This window comes from Rickettsia japonica YH, assembly GCF_000283595.1.
Classification (GTDB): Bacteria; Pseudomonadota; Alphaproteobacteria; order Rickettsiales; family Rickettsiaceae; genus Rickettsia; species Rickettsia rickettsii.
In genome coordinates this window covers 17,961-33,791 of the sequence record NC_016050.1, presented here as the reverse complement: position 1 = coordinate 33,791, position 15,831 = coordinate 17,961, and the positions used below count along the sequence as shown (strand labels likewise).

Sequence of the window (15,831 nt, the reverse complement as noted above, 5' to 3'; positions counted from 1 at the left end):
GATCAGATTTTTCGTTATTGCGAATAGTCGTAGACTACAGCCAATCCATAAAAATATAATCCGAGTCAATGAAGAGTAGCTATACGAAGCTCAACTTGGAAAAGAGCAAGGAGCCTATAAGCCGAGGAGCAGAGCGTATACTTAATACGTGAGCATCCGAGGACTTACAAAGACGACACAGCCAATTTTTCAAGTTGAACGAGTATAACTATGCTACTAATTTTTCACGCAATACTTCAACTAACTTATTAATTGCTTCGGTTGGGTGGATATTTTCAAGGATAGCAAGCTCGCCTGCAAGTCTATTTAAAGCTGATTCGTAGAGTGTTCTTTCACTGTAAGAACGATCATTATCAACATTTTTATGTAAGTCCCGTAATACTTCGGCTATGGCTACAATATTACCTGAGTTAATTTTACCTTCATATTCTTGGGCTCTTCTACTCCACATTCTATTTCCTTGTTTTGGTTTACCTTGAAGAGTTGAATATATGACATCTAAATCTTTTCTGCTTGCAACCGCTCTAAGACCAACAACCGCAGCTCTACTAACAGGCACTTTTAATGTCATTTTATCCTGCGAAAAGGAAATTACATATACTTTAATTTCAGTACCTGCAATAGTATGATATTCTATATTTGTTATTTCACCAACTCCATGTGCAGGATAGACAATTCTCTGCCCTATTTTAAACTCGGATTTTTGTTCGGATTGTGTTGTATTTGCCATTATTAATTCCTCCGTAGTGGTTTTAATGCCTAAGAACTTAATGTTAGACTATTATTTTCTATAGCATAGCATATTTTGCTTTTATTATAAAGTAGAGATTTTTATTGAAATAAAATTGATACGATCTTATTGTAGATAATATTAATAAGTTAAAGGAATAAATATGCGAAGTATTTTTATTGTACTAATATTTTTATTATTTTTGAGTAGCTGTTCAGAAGAAAAAGCACAAGATAAGAACCATGAGGAAAAACAAATAATAGAGCACAAAACTCTACAAAATAACGCAACTTCTAAAGAAACGAATCAGAAAGCCGTAAATTCTGAAAATATGGCTGAATCAATAGTTCCTGCTAATGATAATAATCAGACTGATGAAGTATCAACGCCGGCTTCACAAGAACAAAAAAATCCTGCAATAAAACCTGTTAAAGTCACTTTTAAAGTTGATGATAATGATATGGTTCTCGGTAACAAAAAATCAAATGTTATAGTAGTCGAGTATTTTTCTCCTACCTGTCCGCATTGTGCTTATTATCATCAAACAATTTTTCCGGAACTTAAGAAAAAATATATTGATACTAACAAAATTGCATATGTGGTTCGTGAATTTATTGCTACTAAACAAGATTTAGATGCTGCAATTTTAGCCCGCTGCAAGGGGGATACAAATAGTTTTACACAACTTCATAATATCATATTAATACAACAAGATAAGTGGGCATATAGCAATAAATACAGAGAATTATTAACTGATATAGGACAACTTGGCGGTATTTCTCCGGAAGAATATAAACAATGTTTAAATAATGATAAAATTACTGCAATACTAATTGCTAATACCAATTTTGTAGCAAAAGCACCCCAATTTATAGGTACTCCTTCTTTCTTCGTTAACGGAGTACAAACAGGAAGTTATAGCATAGATACTATTTCCACAGCAGTTGATAAAGCTTTAGAGGAGCAGAAAGAAAAAGCAAAAAATGAAATAAGCTTGTAATTTAGATCGTTATTGCGAGCAGTCGTAGACTGTACGGCAATCTCGTTAAATATCCTGAGATTGCTTCGTTGACGCCTATGGCGTCTTCTCGCAAGACGGAGATAAACTAATGAATAAGGAAAAACTAAAAGATATCAAAGCAAGAATTAAAGACTTAAAAACTCCTAAGTTTTCTAATCCTAAAATTCGGCCAGAAATTAGCCCGTTCACTATCGCTGTAGATTTAGTTTCAGGTACAATGGTAGGTGTCGTAATTGGAATATTTACGGATAAATTTTTTAATTCTAAACCTTTATTTCTTATTATATTTACAATAATAGGAATGATTGCTGGCTTTAACATTATAAGGCAAAAAGTAAATAATAAAAAGTAATGAAATGACTCATAGCCCTTTAGCACAATTTGATATCAAAAAATTAATAGACATCAAAATGTTCGGTTTTGACGTCAGCTTTACTAATTCGAGTATCTATATGTTACTTGCTAGCATCTTAGCTCTAACTTATTTTTACTTAGCTTTTTATAACCGGAAATTAGTACCTTCTAGATTACAAGTGAGTGCTGAAATAGTTTATAATCTTATAGCTGATATGTTAAATCAGAATATAGGAGTAAAAGGACGTAAATTTATTCCGTTAGTTTTTAGTTTATTTATTTTCATTTTATTCTGTAATTTACTTGGTATGACACCTTATAGCTTTACTGCTACTAGTCATATTATCGTTACTTTTACCTTGGCAATTCTAGTATTTTTAATGGTAACTATAGTCGGTTTTGTAAAACACGGCTTACGTTTTTTAACCCTTTTTTTACCGCACGGTACTCCTTTATGGTTAGCACCGTTGATGATAGTAATTGAACTATTTACATATTTAGCAAGACCGGTTAGTTTATCATTGCGACTTGCCGCTAATATGATGGCGGGACATGTTTTATTAAAAGTAATATCCGGTTTTACCGTTTCATTAATGATTTACTTGAAATTTCTGCCAATCCCTCTTATGGTGATACTAATTGGATTTGAAATTTTTGTTGCAATACTTCAAGCTTATATTTTTACTATTTTATCTTGTATGTATCTTAATGATGCTATTAATTTACACTAGGCTTTTTGCACAACTTGCTTCTAAAGGTAATTTGTACGTCAATCCGATGCTCGAATCCTCACGTACTTTTTTGTACGCTGCGGTTCTGTGCTTCGTGTTTCCTGCAAATTCCTCTTTATTAGCTTCGTTGTGCAACAAGCCTATTATACAGATAATTAGATAAAATTTTTTTATTAATTAAAAGTGAGGTTTTTTATGGACATGGTTTCTTTAAAATTTATTGGTACAGGACTTATGGCTATCGGCATGTACGGTGCAGCTTTAGGCGTTAGTAATATATTTAGCTCTCTACTTAGTTCAATAGCACGAAACCCTTCGGCTACAGAAAACTTACAAAGAATGGCTCTGATCGGCGCAGGTCTTGCTGAAGCAATGGGGCTTTTTTCCTTTGTAATTGCTATGTTACTTATTTTTTCTTAAAATTCATTTTTAAATAAGATGCCTCAATTTGATATTGCTACCTATTATTCACAAATTTTTTGGCTTATCGTTACTTTTGGCTTATTGTATATCTTTGTTTATAAATTTATAACTCCAAAAGCTGAAGAAATTTTTAATAATAGAAAGACAAATATTCAAGATAATATTACGCAAGCCGATACATTGACCATAGAAGTAGAAAAACTAAATAAATATTATAACGAGGAAATAGACAAAACAAATACTGAAATAGATAGGCTAAAAAAAGAAAAAATAGACTCTTTAGAATCAGAATTTTTAATTAAAAAAAAGAATCTAGAGCAAGATTTAAAAAACGCTATAAATCAAAACATTGAAGATATAAATTTAGCTGCTAAGCAATTTAGAACTAATAAAAGCGCAGCAATCATAAAGCTTGCCGTTAATATTATTGAAAAAATAGCTGGCACTAAAGCAGATATGAATTTACTACAAAATATAAAAGTAAAATAATGAATTTCCTAGATGAGAGCTTCTGGCTTGCCGTTAGTTTTGTAATTTTTGTATATTTAGTTTATAGACCGGCAAAAAAAGCCATTTTAAATTCTTTAGATGCTAAGATTTTAGAAGTCCAAGAAAAAGTTCTAAAAGCTGAAAAGTTAAAAGAAGATGCTGCTTTGCTCTTTAAACACACCAACGCACAAATAAAGAAATTAGAAACTTTACGCTCTCAAATGATAGAAGAAAGTAATGAAGTTACCAAGAAAATCATTCAAGAAAAAACTAAAGAAATTGAAGAATTTTTAGAGCATAAAAAATCTGATGCTATACAGTTAATGCAAAACCAAAAATCAACCGCAAGTAAAGAGCTACAAGATGAATTTTGTGATGAAGTGATAAAACTTGTATCCGAATATTTTCAATCAGTTAAGCTTTCAGAAAGCAACATTGCTAAAAATTTAATGGATAAATCTGATGTTCCTCAGGATGAGGGTAAAGCTACATAGCCACACTAATCACTAGCTAGCAATTTATTTAAAATTGCTTCATCATTAACACATACCCGTAATATTGAGCCATCAATAAAATATTCAGGATGTTCGTTATCTTATTTGTTAATTCAGGATAGGCTCTAACAGATTCTTTTACACAAGTGAAGTTTTTACTAGAGCTGTTAATCGCTCCTAAGCAAATCGCTTCAAAACATAACATTTTAGCTATTTCTATATTTTTAAGGTCAGATAAAACTCCTAGTTGTTTTGTGATAAATATCTATCGCCTAAATAGCCTTTCGCCCCCAATTTCCTAAGATTGAGAACTTACTATTCCTCTTATCTTTATCAGCATTAATATATATTTTATTTAAAACATTCTTTTGTATTTTTTGTTTCATTTCTAATGTAACTTCCTCAAAATCGCCTCTTTGTAATATAAACTCCCTAGTTTCATTATTTTTTATAAATATAATAACCCATTTTTTGATATAAATTTGCCTTTCTACATTTATCCATTTCAATATCATCATTTAATATTTTTACTACATGGGGATAAAATATTTTAGAATTTTCCCAGTCTTCACTTGGAACATCTGTTAATATTGGAAATAAATCATCTAAGATTTCTGCTAGTCTTGTATAAATCTCTTTTTCATCTATCACATGTTCTTTATATTTATTTATATATTTTGCTTTGTTATAAATTGCATTAATCTATGTAATTGTAAGCCGGCTTGTCTATTTTGGTATGTTAGATTCATTATCGATAATGCTTTTAACCTTTTTATAGGTTCTTGTAGCTTTTCTTCATCTATTAAAAATAATTCTTTGAAAATCTCTATACTGATAAAATCAGGGTCTAAATCTGCAGAATATTGTAAAATATCTGCCAAGCTAAAGGTGATTTTTCTAATAATTGTAGTAATAAAACGGTTTCTATATGATCATCTTTGCTATTTTTAAAGTAATTAATGTAATCATTTACTTTAAGTAATTTATTTGCTTTTAAATATGCTACTGCTTTAGATAGCCTATAAGGTGATGCAGCATCGTTACTACCAAAGTCTTCTACTAATTTATCAATATCTTTCTTGTTAATCTATTTTTTAGAGATTTCTTTAAATATAATATCGCTTCTTTTTTACTAAAAGACTCTAATATAATATTTTCTATATCATCACTTAAATTATTATTTTTAGTAGTAATTATCACTTGTACCTTATCATTAAGTATATTAATTATACTGTTAAGATAAGGCTCTATATATTTATGATCTTCAACATTATCAAAAATAAATAATATAGCTGAATTTAAATTAGCAATCCTCTCATGGACTAATCTTATTATGTTTTCTTCCTTTTCATCTATTACGTAAATAGTAAATTCTTTAGCAAGTTGTCTATATGCTTCAAGGACTTTGTCCGCAGAATCTGTGTTAATAAAACGTACTATTTTCTTTTTCGCTTGTGTTTGTCTATCTCCATATTTTATAGCTAGAATGGTTTTACCGGCTCCAGCGAAAGCACTAACTGTTACAAATCGTTTTTCGTTTAAAGTTTCTTCTATTTGTTGTAATATTTCATTATGGACAATCAGATTATAAGTTGATAAAGGTGGGTAAATTGCTAATTATATTTTCTGTAACTTTAATTGATTCATTAGGAGTATAAGCATTGCAGTCTTCTAATACTTCCTTGCTTCCCTACTGACTTCAATTAACCTTAAAATTTGCTCTCTTAAGTCATCTACTTTAACTTTAGGTAAGTTTGTAAAGATATAATATTTGCCATATTGAGGTTTTATTTCATATAGTTCTTTTATTACTTTTAACTGTTGTTTTATTAAATTTGGTATTTCTTTTTTATCTATACTCAATTTGCTCAACTGTGCTAGATACCAATCGCTACTGTCCTTATTATTTGTATTTGTTATATCTACAGACAAATTTACTTCTTTTATACGATAATGACCTTTGTAAGAAAGTTCAAATTTTCCCTCAGGGGTTATGATCTCTTTTGATGGGCAACCTTGTACGGCATTATTTTCTAAATGCTTATAAACCCCTAAAAATTGTCCGGTTGCAATATTACCGCTTATATAAGCTGATCGATTACCTCTAAGAAGCTTCCAAATGTCGTTGCAGTAACATTTTTATATATTAGATTGCTTGCTAAAAAGTGCTTTATTAATATGCGGATTACAGACATTTACAAAATTTGGAGCTGATAAATAAGTTGTTATATTTAAAATTTTTACGTCAAAGGTAGTTTCATGGCTATACATCTGCGGCTAAAGATTTTCTGTAGCTAAACCCGGGCTATCAAATGTGATTGCCTTTGCTTTTGGATAATGAAAATCTCTATGAGCAAAATATAAACTAAGCTTCTGCGAGCCATACACCTAAAGAATGACCTGTGAAAGATCAATTATAATTATTCTCTTCAGCATATTTGGTAATCTCCTTTGTAGCTTCATATGCGGCCGCTTGCTGTGCCACTATCTGTCCACCTAAAATACTTTTAAAATGAGCTTTAAACGGTGAATTAATTTTGAGCAAATCTAATTTTTCAAATGTAGTACCTCGAGAGGTAAGTACCATTTGTTTTACTTTTTCATTTACATATGCTTACTGCGTAATATCTACCTATTTCAGGCTTGTTAAATATTTTAAATACTTTCCTGTCTTTTAATTGTTCATTTCGGGTTTTGACCTTTTCATTATTTTCTTTTTCTACAATAAAATCTACAATATCATTTTCCGTAGAATCCATATAAGCATGTAAACTAAATAAACCATGGACAAAGTCGGTAGGGTGGTGCTTTATAGTTTTGATTATTTAAGATAATTTTACTTTCAATCTTTTGTACAAGCTCACTAGAAGCATTAGGCACCTTGCCCCAGCTTACATTACCGATAAAATTATTATTTTGGATTTTAGCAGCTATTTCCTCTAGCTGCGGAAGCGTTAAATGTAGATTGCTAAAATCTAAATGAACAAATGAAGGGGCATGCTTTTCTAGACACACTATAATTGTTTGATAGTCACTTATAGTTTGAGAATAGTTAACTAGATTTTTTGAAGAAAACACATCTGCTTTCATAAATATACTTCATAAAATTTTATTAGTTGTATTGTATAATACTAATTGAACTGAACTTTGTGTTTTCAGCCGATTTTTTTGAAGCATCATAAATTAAAAGTTATTATTTTCAACTATTATTTTTATTCTGAATTTAAAATTAGATTATTTAAGATCTTATATTATAGGAAAATATAGAATGGTGACCCCTACGGGACTCGAACCCGTGTTCCCACCGTGAAAGGGTGGTGTCCTAACCGCTAGACGAAGGGGCCTTAATTTTAAGTAAGCAATATAGATATATTAGTCATACCGTGGCTATGACCACGGCATGACATTAAGTTAGAAGTTTTATATAACACCTTTGCAAATATTGCAAGTATAAAAATTATAGGTTTACCTTAAGCTTAACACTACCTTGATGACTTCTATAATGTTTATTTAGATAATAATTATAATCCAACGAAATAGTAGTATTTTTGATACTGCCTATAATACCCGTTCCTAAATTATAGGATGTTTTCGGTTGCTTCGGTATTAGATAATTATGTTTGAATGTATTATCAAATATTTTAACAACTCTATTTATTCTTTGGGTTTTCTCTTTAAAATTATGTTCTACCGCTCCTTGGAATGTTAGACTTAAATTATTAAATTTTAGAGCATCTTTTAAAGGTACTGTGACTTTAGTACCGACAATTCCGGACAATATATTATTCTCTTTCATTGTAAGAGCTATTTCTTGTACGTTAACACCGATTTCATTATATACCCCATCTCGTGACTTCACGTATCTTAAGCCGATATTCGGGGTAATAACGAACTTGCTCTGCAAAAGATAATTATACTGCAGTAATGCTTCCGCATTATAACTATTATTACGATGTTTTACATTACTTCTAATTTTAGTATCACCATATGAATAAGTTGTTTTATCTTTAATAAAGTTTTTAGAAGCAGATACTAAAGCTTGTAGTGCAAAATTCTTCGGTAATTCTTTTTGTCCGTAAATAGAAACCACATGACTATTAATAAGTTCTTTATCATTATTTTTACTATTTTTAAATTTAAATACTGAATGAACATTACTATAAGCTATACCTACGATATTATTGTCGATTTCAGCATCAAACCCGATAGTAGCACCTTTGTTAGTACCTCTATAACCGGTCATATTCTCAACGCGTCCATGATTATTAGTGCCGTACATACCACGCATCCACAAACCTCTTTTTATATGAGACTCTTCTTCATCACCAGCTCCCACTGCTACCATATTATTAGACATATTCATAGATGCATCTAATCTGTTACGAATCATATTATTTACAATAGTATTAACAACTTTCGCTTGATTTAAAGTAGGAGCGTTTTCTGAAATTTGTGTTTGCATTTCTTTTTTTGCTTCCTGTTCAAGAGGAATAGCAGTATCAACTTCCGTTATTTTAAGATTACCCCCATCGGAATCGGATAATTGCCCTATTGTTTCTTCTTCCTCTTCAAACCCTGAATCATAACTTTCTTCATCTTCGCTACCATCGCCTAATGCTAAACATTCCTTTTCTCTATCGTCACTTAATGCTAATGCACACTCATTACTACTTTCTTCATCTTCGCTACCATCGCCTAATGCTAAACATTCCTTTTCTCTATCGTCACTTAATGCTAATGCACACTCATTACTTGATGCAAGTGCAGGTAATGAAGATAATTGTCTACTTACTTCTGTGTCTTCTTGTTCTTCATCTCCTGCAGGTAAGATAGATTCTGATTTACCATCCGACACTAACATTTCTTGTAACAATGACTGAGCAAGAATATCTGCAGCTTCTTCGCCTGTATACTTCTCTAGAAGTAACGAAGAAATTTTTTCATCATGTTCTTGTAATCGTGCATTTATTGCTAAAAGCATTTTTTCATCTAATTCCTCTACATCCTGTATACGATTACTTATATAAGCCATTGCTTCTTTAATATGATTAAGTTCCTCACTTCTAGAACTTGAGCCAGGCAATTCTTCTATTTTTTGTATTTTATTGCTTAATACTCTTATATAGGTATCTACATAATCTTTATCAATTTCTCTAGTTAGAGTATCTACCGAAGTTACAACATCACGACTACTCAAATTATCACCATTAGAGAAGCTGTTTATGCTACCAACTGAAGATGAACATGAAAATACCGGCTTACTCTCATTTACCTTAGGTTTAGACTCAGTATCTAGATGCTTTATCTCCCCTTCTAACCAAATCTTTTCTGGATCATCATGATTTAAAGTATCTAACTCCAATTCCTTAGCTTTATAATCATTGGCTATTTTTTTATGTTTAGATTTTAATTCCCCTAATTTCATAACATTAGAATTATTTAAATCCTCTAAGCCACTAACCGAAGGTGAACGGGATAGATTTGATTCTGCATCACTAAGTGCACTGCTTATGTCATCAATTGAATAGGAACGTAATATTGATACATCTGTGCTTGAAGACTTTTCATTTAAAGAAAATTCTGCTGCTATGGTTTTCCTTTTTGCTTTTAATTGTGATTCTTTTGAAGATAAGTCTAGTGCTTCCATAGCTAACCGCTTAAATTCTGGGTTTTCTGGATCTTGATATTGATCCAATGTGGCAATAGCTTGCTTTTCCTTAACTATTCTAGCTTCCTCTACTTCTAATAATTTATCTTCTAAATCCAAATACTCTAATTTCTTGTCAAGATCGGCACTTCTGAATAATGGTATAGGTAATTTTCGTTTACTAGTATTTGTGTAACTTATAGATGGCTTAGGTTGCTCTGTCTTATATATTGTTTCTGATGCTAAATTCTCATAACTAACCGACTCATATATAGTAGATAATGGCTGTGTACCTTTTTTAATAGTACTATCAACCAAATTTAGTCTATCTTGTGATCTATCAAGTAAAGCTTCAGCTTCCTTTACTACCTCAGGGGGAGCAATATTATATATTGAAGCATCTACATCTGTAAGTTCTCTCACTATAGTACTATCAACCAAATTTAGTCTATCTTGTGATCTATCAAGTAAAGCTTCAGCTTCCTTTACTACCTCAGGGGGAGCAGTATTATATATTGAAGCATCTACATCTGTAAGTTCTCTCACTATAGTACTATCAACCAAATTTAGTCTACCTTGTGATCTATCAAGTAAAGCTTCAGCTTCCTTTACTACCTCAGGGGGAGCAGTATTATATATTGAAGCATCTACATCTGTAAGTTCTCTCACTATATGATCTTCTCGAAATTGTTGAGCTTGCGGAGAGTTATATAGTGACCCTACATTTATAGGTGGGGTTACAGCTAAATTTTTTGGTAAGCTATCCATATTAGCAGTCGGCATAGAATGATTATTTCCCCCATTTGGATTAAATCCAACATCTGCATCTGTTTCTATATTATTAAAGTATTTATCTGCTCTACTTTTAATAGCATCCAATTTTTTTTCTGCTTTTGAATTATAAGCTTTTATATCTTCCGGTCTGCGTATTAATACCTGCTGTAATTCTTGAGAGATTTTAATTGCTTCTCGGTAATCATTTTCTATTTCCTGTAAAACTAAACTAAGTGATTTTCTTTGTGAAGGACTGGTTGTTTGCAGTATTGCGGTTCTCTTTGCATCTAAAAGGCTTATAAGCTGAGTTGCCTTTTTTGTGAATCCACTAACTACATTATGATTCTCATTTCCCCAAGCGTGGCCAAATTCTCCCTCTTGATCTACTGTTCTTTGCTTTGAGGTTTCTCCATCTCTTTTCCTTTTTCTGTTCTCTGCATAATTTGTTTGCAAAATTGACCCTATTTTTGATACAGCTCTCTTTATTATATTACCTTGTTTGTTCTTACTAGAAACTAAATAGGTACTTTCTTCAGTTAAAGTTTCTTGAGGTGTATAATGTAAATATAGCTCTAGATCATCCTGCACACCTAAAGTTTCTGTACGCATTTTTTCTGATTGCAGTTGTTGTATCTCCGGAATACTTCCACTTACATTATTTTTCCTCGATGAGTCACTTTTAGCAACCGTTGTATTTTGTGTTGGCGTTATTAAACTAAGAGCTTCTATAGTTAACGTATCAGGTTGTTTTAGATTCTGAACGAATGCGTCGCCAGCTAAATCTAAATATTCTAATCCTCTTTTGTCAAGCTTTGGACTTGAAGAATATGGTGCAGGATTTTTCCAATTGTTGTCAGATCTCAAGCTTTCATCTGTAGTTGTGGTTTGTAACAATGCTGATTTTTCTTCAAAATTTGATGATATTACACTTTTAGCTGAAGACGAGCGTGATAATACTGGTGTACTGCTTTTTCTTAAATTCTCTTCATACTCTGCATAAGACTGAAATATTTCCTCTTGCTTATATACTTTTTGAGTTTCTGGAATTCTAGCTTGCTGAATTTCATATAATTTCTCGAACAAATCGTTATATGCCTCTATACTGGCAAGATGTGCAATCTCACCTAATTTTTGACTAAACTGATCCGCACTAAACTTTCTCATTTCTGTTGCTAAACTATCTATTACACTATCTATTTGAGCTTGATTTGACTGATTTGGCTGTATGCTATTCAAATAATTAATGTATTGTGAAACCTTAGACTCGTAAATATCTTTTGAATGACTTGGAATAGGGTCCTCTATTTCTTGATTCGGCAACATTACTGTATAAGGTTGCTGCTGAACTTTTCTTGGCACTAAGTACCCCTCTTCATCCTCTGGTTGTTCACATAAAATTCTCTGAACCCCATGACTTAATGGTATGGTTGGCTTTGCTTTTGGCGGCTGCTTATAAGTAGGACCGTCAGAATCACCATTCATTTTATCTTGCATGGCTCGTAATGCCGTTCTACTTGTTTCTTTTTTCACACTAGCAGCTACTTCTTTAGCTTTATCTGATGCCGTTTTTATAGCTTTTTCTTGTTTCTTTATTTCTGATAACTGCTTTTGTGCTTCTTGTTTTTTCTTTTCTCTTTCTGTTCTAGCACTACTTTTTCTTGCATTATCTCCGCTTGATTTATTTTTATTAAATATACCTTGCCGAGCCTCATTAATTCTTGCTTGCTGTGCTTGAAACGCACTAACTTTGGTTGACGCCGTTGTAACCGGAACTGTTTCCTGCGATTTTATCGAAACTTTATTTGCTGGAATATCTATTTTTTCTATTTTCTGAAATAATCTATCTGCTTTATTGTTTTTACTTGTTAACTCTTTTTCAAGCTTCTTTATTTTATCTTTATTTTTACCTATTTTGATTTTTGTTTCTATCTCTTCAGCTCTTGACTTGAGTTCTTCTGTTGTTTTTTGTGCTGAAGTTAGCTGCGTATACAACTTCTGCAATGGTTTTTTATTTTTTTTACCTGTGGTATCTTTAATAGCCTGTGTTACTTCAGCTAACTTGATTCCTATTATCTCATTAACTCGTGATATATTACTTACCATTCCTGCTGCAATTTCAGTACTGCTTTTTTTTGTAGGCAACGGTACAAATGTCGGCTTCAGAGGAACTTCTGGTTTAACCTGTGAGCTAGATTGCACTGCCTGTTGTTGCGGGTTGCTACTGCTAAACGATAATCTTCGTGCTGCCTTTGAGTTTGTATTTATGTTTGGTGGTGTATTAGCTCCTAAACTATCATTTGGTTTAGAATCTGAAGTAGGCTGATACGGAGTCGCCGGTGTTGATGATGGAGTACCAGGTGCCGTAGTATAATGTTCAGGTGATGTCAGGGTAGTATTTGGTGTATTAGGTGCAGTGACAAAACCATTTGAATCTGGGCTAAAAGTAGGCGAAGACTCTGTTATTATAATCTCTGATTTTTGAGGCATTTGCTCTATCGATTCAGGAGTATAAGTACTTTGACTTTGTGCTGTTTTTTCAGTGCCTGCAAATGTTTTGCGTCTAGTAATTGGTCGTACTTTTCTTGCTTTCCCGACATCAGACTTACTACGTGCTACCACTTTATAATGATCCTCTATAGGAACATCTTTTAATGGATTAGATGTCTTAGGTTTGTTAGATATTTTCATTTCTCTTATTTCAGATGGAGTATATGTATTTATTTCTGGTTCCGGTACAATTACTGTTCCTATCTGCTGTGGGGTATTTGTCTTATCTTTGTGTCCGTTTAATTGTGACACGTGATTCAACAATTTATTACTGAGGTCGATACGAAATGCTTCTTTACTCATCGCCATACCCTCAAAAGGTATTGCAATTATTGCTCCTACTGAAATAGAGGCAAACAGAGAATATTTTAAAAATCTTGATTTTTTTAGTAAATGTTGTTCTGTTAACTTATTCATTACAAATATCTCAATTTAAATTAAAATTTTATATACATAACGTTGGACATTATAATAAATAAATTAATAAAAAGCAATATATAAGTTAATTTATCTTAACTTATAATTACAAGAGAATTTGGTTCTAATCATTGAAAATATAACAGATTTTTCATTTTTTGTGTTTGTTTAATATTAACCTTTACTAGAAATTCTAATATATTTTTACAGTTTACTTACTGAATGATTATTGCTTTTATTTTTGGCATATTTATCTCTAAATATCGTGTAACTTACATAGCGAAATGCTTTATAAAACTATCATCACTAAAATTAGCGGTAAAATAGAATCGATAAAACCGACTATTATAGGAGGATAAGTAGTATTAAGTCGCATAAAGATAGAAAAAATTAATCGTAACTTACAAAAAGTTAAAATTAGTATACCGAAAAATATATACAAGAAATTAGGGTAAATAACCGAATTACTTTGCTTGCTAAGCTCTATAAGCCGCAAAATAGTATACTACCCGGGGGTTATGATTTTGGTTTTTACGCTTATCTATCTGATATTGGAGCAAACGGCTATGCGATGTCTGAGCCGCAAATTATAGAACGTAATGAAACAAATTTTGATAGTTTTATTTATAGAGTCGTTCCTATATTTATAATAATAGAAAAGCTAGGAAAAGATAAAGGGAATTTTGCAGCTGCAATATTACTTGGCGAGACAAAAGGTTTAAACAGGCAAATAATGCAGGATATGAGGCAAAGCGGTATATCACACGTGCTTTGTGTTTCAGGATTGCATCTATCTTTAGTTGTGATGATTATTTTCCTTACTACAAGGTTTTTATTATATCTTTCAAATTATTTGGCATATAATTTCAATATAAAATTAATCTCTGCTTATTGTTCGCTAATAGGAAGCTTTGGTTATTTAGAACTAAGCGGTATGCAAATAGCAACGACTAGAGCTTTTATTACTGATGCAATTTTTATTTACGGTATTATATTTACCGGACGCTCTTGCTTTCCCCCTTCGTTCACTTACAATTGCGGCTTTTATAATATTACCGTTAAATCCCGAATATATTTTTCATCCAAGTTTCCAATTATCTTTTATCGCCGTATTATCGCTTGTTGCCGGTTATGAATTTTACTTAAAGAATTCATGGTTACTTGGAGAAAAGAAAGGCATTTTTGGAGCAGTAAAATTTTATACAGCCTCAAATATTTATTCAAGCTTCTTAGCAAGCATCATAACGGCACCTGTAGTAATTAATCAATTCTTTATATTTGCTACTTACTCAGTACCAGCTAACCTCATTGTCGTTCCAATAACGTCATTTTTTCTTATGCCGCTTGCTTTGTTATCTCTGCCTTTTACCATGATCGGGTTTGATAACTATATCTTAAAGCTTATGGGATTCTTTATTGATATAATAATAAAATCAGCCGCCTATTTTAATAGTTTACCGGCTGCTGTATGGTATTTCGGTTATATTACCAATTTCAGCATATTACTCTTTTTATTCGGCTTTTTTGGATTTGTATATGGAAAACTGCTTGGCGTTTGCTTGGTCTTGCAATCATGGCAATATCTTTTATATTTATGTTCTACTCCCCAAAGCCGGAATTTAATATTTGATGCAAATCATATGGCGGTAGGCGTTAAAGATAGAGAAAATAAACTAGTAATACATGCTGATACAATACCTGCTTTCAATAGAACTTACTGGGCTAATTGGTTTGGACAAAAAGATAGTATGGTGTTACCTTTAGAGAATAATATTTTTTAACCAACTACGGACAAAAAATTGTCATTAATAAAGATAATCATTGTGAGAAAGCCGAAATTCATATTAAGCTCAATTATAAATCTAAATGCCGCGGGAGCTTAATAACGATTAATAAAGATTTTTTTAAAAAAAGCCCTGTTACACTTATCTTTTGCAATAAAAAGGAATGTACGGTAAAATCTTAGTACCGGACTGTTTTTGTTTTATGTCATTCCCGCTTGGCATTGTTGCGTGGATAGGTTTATCCGTCATTGCAAGGAAAAACTGTAAGTTTTGACTAGGCAATCCAGTAAAAAATGCTTTTTATTATTTTTCTGGATTGCCACGCTCCTTAAGTCGCTTGCAATGACTACTCAGTATCCACACAACAATGCCAAGCGGGAATGACATAAACGAGCCATATAACAAGGTCCAGTTTTTAGC

The 15,831-nt window shown here is 31.9% G+C and carries 16 protein-coding genes, 1 tRNA gene and 4 pseudogenes; 9 read left to right on the top strand and 12 right to left on the bottom strand.

Annotation, left to right across the window (positions count from 1 at the left end; genetic code table 11):
- Positions 1 to 95: 95 nt before the first annotated feature.
- Positions 96 to 198: pseudogene (locus RJP_RS11200) on the top strand (palindromic element RPE5 domain-containing protein).
- Positions 199 to 208: 10 nt separating this feature from the next.
- On the opposite strand, the gene RJP_RS00200 reads toward RJP_RS11200, so the two are convergent.
- Complete coding sequence (locus RJP_RS00200; protein ID WP_010976718.1) at positions 209 to 730, bottom strand: CarD family transcriptional regulator; 522 nt, start codon at positions 728 to 730, stop codon at positions 209 to 211.
- 163 nt (positions 731 to 893) lie between these two features.
- Here RJP_RS00200 and RJP_RS00195 point away from each other — a divergent pair, with 163 nt between their 5' ends.
- The 3 genes from RJP_RS00195 (at position 894) to RJP_RS00185 (ending at position 2,836) form a co-directional block, all read left to right on the top strand.
- Positions 894 to 1,730, top strand: coding sequence for a DsbA family protein (locus tag RJP_RS00195; RefSeq protein ID WP_014120448.1), 837 nt, complete (start codon positions 894 to 896; stop codon positions 1,728 to 1,730).
- A gap of 109 nt (positions 1,731 to 1,839) precedes the next feature.
- Positions 1,840 to 2,103 carry an AtpZ/AtpI family protein gene (locus RJP_RS00190; protein ID WP_014120447.1) on the top strand — a complete coding sequence of 88 codons (264 nt, stop codon included), beginning with the start codon at positions 1,840 to 1,842 and terminating at the stop codon, positions 2,101 to 2,103.
- Positions 2,104 to 2,107: 4 nt separating this feature from the next.
- A complete protein-coding gene (locus RJP_RS00185) occupies positions 2,108 to 2,836 on the top strand; it encodes a F0F1 ATP synthase subunit A (RefSeq protein ID WP_014120446.1) in 729 nt (242 codons plus the stop codon).
- On the opposite strand, the gene RJP_RS07260 is transcribed toward RJP_RS00185, so the two are convergent.
- Positions 2,828 to 2,974, bottom strand: coding sequence for a palindromic element RPE1 domain-containing protein (locus tag RJP_RS07260; protein WP_225981287.1), 147 nt, complete (start codon positions 2,972 to 2,974; stop codon positions 2,828 to 2,830). The two genes, RJP_RS00185 and RJP_RS07260, sit on opposite strands and share 9 nt — an antisense overlap.
- A 57-nt stretch (positions 2,975 to 3,031) precedes the next feature.
- Here RJP_RS07260 and RJP_RS00180 point away from each other — a divergent pair, with 57 nt between their 5' ends.
- From RJP_RS00180 to RJP_RS00170, 3 genes are read left to right on the top strand one after another with little or no spacing between them, the layout of a single operon-like run.
- Positions 3,032 to 3,256, top strand: a complete 225-nt coding sequence (locus tag RJP_RS00180; RefSeq protein WP_010976714.1) for a F0F1 ATP synthase subunit C — start codon at positions 3,032 to 3,034, stop codon at positions 3,254 to 3,256.
- Positions 3,257 to 3,274: 18 nt separating this feature from the next.
- The gene (locus tag RJP_RS00175; RefSeq protein ID WP_014120444.1) at positions 3,275 to 3,748 is read left to right on the top strand and encodes a F0F1 ATP synthase subunit B family protein; all 474 of its coding nucleotides are present in this window, start codon (positions 3,275 to 3,277) and stop codon (positions 3,746 to 3,748) included.
- Positions 3,748 to 4,242, top strand: coding sequence for a F0F1 ATP synthase subunit B (locus RJP_RS00170; RefSeq protein ID WP_014120443.1), 495 nt, complete (start codon positions 3,748 to 3,750; stop codon positions 4,240 to 4,242). Before RJP_RS00175 ends, RJP_RS00170 begins: the two co-directional genes overlap by 1 nt.
- Positions 4,243 to 4,683: 441 nt before the next feature.
- On the opposite strand, the gene RJP_RS08825 is transcribed toward RJP_RS00170, so the two are convergent.
- The 10 genes and pseudogenes from RJP_RS08825 to RJP_RS00130 all read right to left on the bottom strand — a co-directional run bounded on the left by RJP_RS08825 (position 4,684) and on the right by RJP_RS00130 (position 13,627).
- Complete coding sequence (locus tag RJP_RS08825) at positions 4,684 to 4,893, bottom strand: hypothetical protein (protein ID WP_151201690.1); 210 nt, start codon at positions 4,891 to 4,893, stop codon at positions 4,684 to 4,686.
- Between the two features lie 17 nt (positions 4,894 to 4,910).
- Positions 4,911 to 5,123: a hypothetical protein gene (locus RJP_RS00160; protein WP_037215223.1), complete on the bottom strand. Its 213-nt coding sequence runs from the start codon at positions 5,121 to 5,123 to the stop codon at positions 4,911 to 4,913.
- 178 nt (positions 5,124 to 5,301) lie between these two features.
- On the bottom strand, positions 5,302 to 5,442 hold the full coding sequence (locus tag RJP_RS10060; protein ID WP_231839101.1) for a hypothetical protein: 141 nt from the start codon (positions 5,440 to 5,442) through the stop codon (positions 5,302 to 5,304).
- Between the two features lie 51 nt (positions 5,443 to 5,493).
- A pseudogene (locus RJP_RS10055) lies at positions 5,494 to 5,721 on the bottom strand (AAA family ATPase); the annotation flags it as partial.
- A 192-nt stretch (positions 5,722 to 5,913) separates the two neighbouring features.
- Positions 5,914 to 6,174, bottom strand: a complete 261-nt coding sequence (locus tag RJP_RS00150; RefSeq protein ID WP_041405553.1) for a hypothetical protein — start codon at positions 6,172 to 6,174, stop codon at positions 5,914 to 5,916.
- 478 nt (positions 6,175 to 6,652) lie between these two features.
- Entirely contained in the window at positions 6,653 to 6,829 is a 177-nt protein-coding gene (locus RJP_RS10050) for a hypothetical protein (RefSeq protein WP_225981286.1), read from the bottom strand.
- A gap of 13 nt (positions 6,830 to 6,842) precedes the next feature.
- Positions 6,843 to 7,001, bottom strand: coding sequence for a hypothetical protein (locus RJP_RS10045; RefSeq protein WP_225981285.1), 159 nt, complete (start codon positions 6,999 to 7,001; stop codon positions 6,843 to 6,845).
- A 13-nt stretch (positions 7,002 to 7,014) separates the two neighbouring features.
- A complete protein-coding gene (locus tag RJP_RS10040; protein ID WP_014120442.1) occupies positions 7,015 to 7,332 on the bottom strand; it encodes a hypothetical protein in 318 nt (105 codons plus the stop codon).
- 179 nt (positions 7,333 to 7,511) lie between these two features.
- Positions 7,512 to 7,586, bottom strand: a tRNA-Glu gene (locus tag RJP_RS00135).
- Positions 7,587 to 7,699: 113 nt separating this feature from the next.
- On the bottom strand, positions 7,700 to 13,627 hold the full coding sequence (locus RJP_RS00130; RefSeq protein WP_014120441.1) for an autotransporter outer membrane beta-barrel domain-containing protein: 5,928 nt from the start codon (positions 13,625 to 13,627) through the stop codon (positions 7,700 to 7,702).
- 742 nt (positions 13,628 to 14,369) lie between these two features.
- Between RJP_RS00130 and RJP_RS11195 the strand changes: the two are divergent.
- Together RJP_RS11195 and RJP_RS11190 are read left to right on the top strand one after the other, a co-directional pair.
- Positions 14,370 to 15,099 (top strand): annotated as a pseudogene (locus tag RJP_RS11195) (ComEC/Rec2 family competence protein); the annotation flags it as partial.
- Positions 15,100 to 15,200: 101 nt separating this feature from the next.
- A pseudogene (locus RJP_RS11190) lies at positions 15,201 to 15,408 on the top strand (hypothetical protein).
- The last annotated feature ends 423 nt before the right edge of the window (positions 15,409 to 15,831 follow it).